Origin of the sequence: Bacillus sp. AFS001701 (genome assembly GCF_002559405.1) — a bacterium.
Classification (GTDB): domain Bacteria; phylum Bacillota; class Bacilli; order Bacillales; family Bacillaceae_G; genus Gottfriedia.
The window spans coordinates 1-1,265 of sequence record NZ_NTZO01000448.1 but is presented as its reverse complement, the minus strand read 5'-3'; the positions used below and the strand labels follow the sequence as shown (position 1 = coordinate 1,265).

Below are 1,265 nucleotides of genomic sequence, written 5' to 3'. Positions count from 1 at the left end.
GTAGAACGTCGCCTGGTAAACAGAAACATCAGCTAATAGGCTGATGTTTTTTTGTGTTGGAATATGAAAACGATAGATTTATTCAAAATTTTACTTATTAAATAGAAATCAAGTAAAGGAATGATCAAAAGTCAGATGACACGATTAAGTTTGTGTTGGAGGATATGATACGATAAAGAAAATGGGAATAAAATCATCGCATTCTATCTACCGAAGTGAAACGTGTAATAAAAAATTTCATTCATATTCAAAATGTAAATGGTCTACATTCTCGAATGAAATAATGTTTAGACCGCTTATAGGAGTAGCTACAAAGTATCTTGTAATTACTTAGTTTGGTTTAGTTTGTTGAATGTCTCAGTATTAAAGATTGATTACTCACAACATTTTGTTTTTGAAATGACAGTTACTTATGATTGTTTGCGTTTGTCCAGACCCAATTTTGAGACTTTGTTATTTGAAATTAAATTTAGAGGTGTTAGAATGATACTTAACTACTTCTTGGAAGAAGCAATTTCCTACCTTATAACTTAGACTACCTTTGTATTAAAATTGGGATATTGGCATGCTATTTAAACTTAGGTTAGAGTGGAAAAGGGTTATGATTATCTTACAACCCATATATATTGGATTTGTTATAAAAGAGTAATCACTTTATTTGAAACGAAACACTCTCCAAACGGATATGAACTTGTCGCAATGGATGTAAATGATTTTGATAGAGGTAAACAAATTAAACGTAAAATTAAAGTAATCTTCACTATATGTAGAGAAGTCACTATTGTATAAGCATTAAACGAAGCCGTATGTTTTTCCTGAAGATGATGAAAAAAGAAAATTTAAAACTCATAGGTTTAGTTTAAAATATAAGCGAATGAATTCAAATACAATTCTTTGCTAAAAGCAATATGCAATCAAGATTTGGGAATTAATCTGAGGGTTTTTCATAGAGTAAGTTTTATAAATAGTAACTAGAAATCGATCTTTCACGTATAAGAAGACAGAAGGTGTGATATATTGGCAACTTTACCCGACACAATAAGAGATAGATATGATATTTACTTACAATGAATAGAACTTGGATTATGACAAATTTAATATTGAGAAGGTTTTTAATTGAAATAAGAAGGTGAAGCGGCAATTTGGAGTGCTTCCTTTTAATACATCTAAAAATCAACACTAACATTTAACAGAGCTATAAATAGTATCTTAAAAAAGATTACAAAACTTTTATTAATTTTATGTAAAGAAATGCTTGCAATCAT

1 protein-coding gene is annotated in these 1,265 nt (G+C 28.9%); it reads left to right on the top strand.

The window, feature by feature from the left end:
• Positions 1 to 894 precede the first annotated feature (894 nt).
• Positions 895 to 975 carry a hypothetical protein gene (locus CN514_RS27055; protein ID WP_483295026.1) on the top strand — a complete coding sequence of 27 codons (81 nt, stop codon included), beginning with the start codon at positions 895 to 897 and terminating at the stop codon, positions 973 to 975.
• Positions 976 to 1,265: the final 290 nt, after the last annotated feature.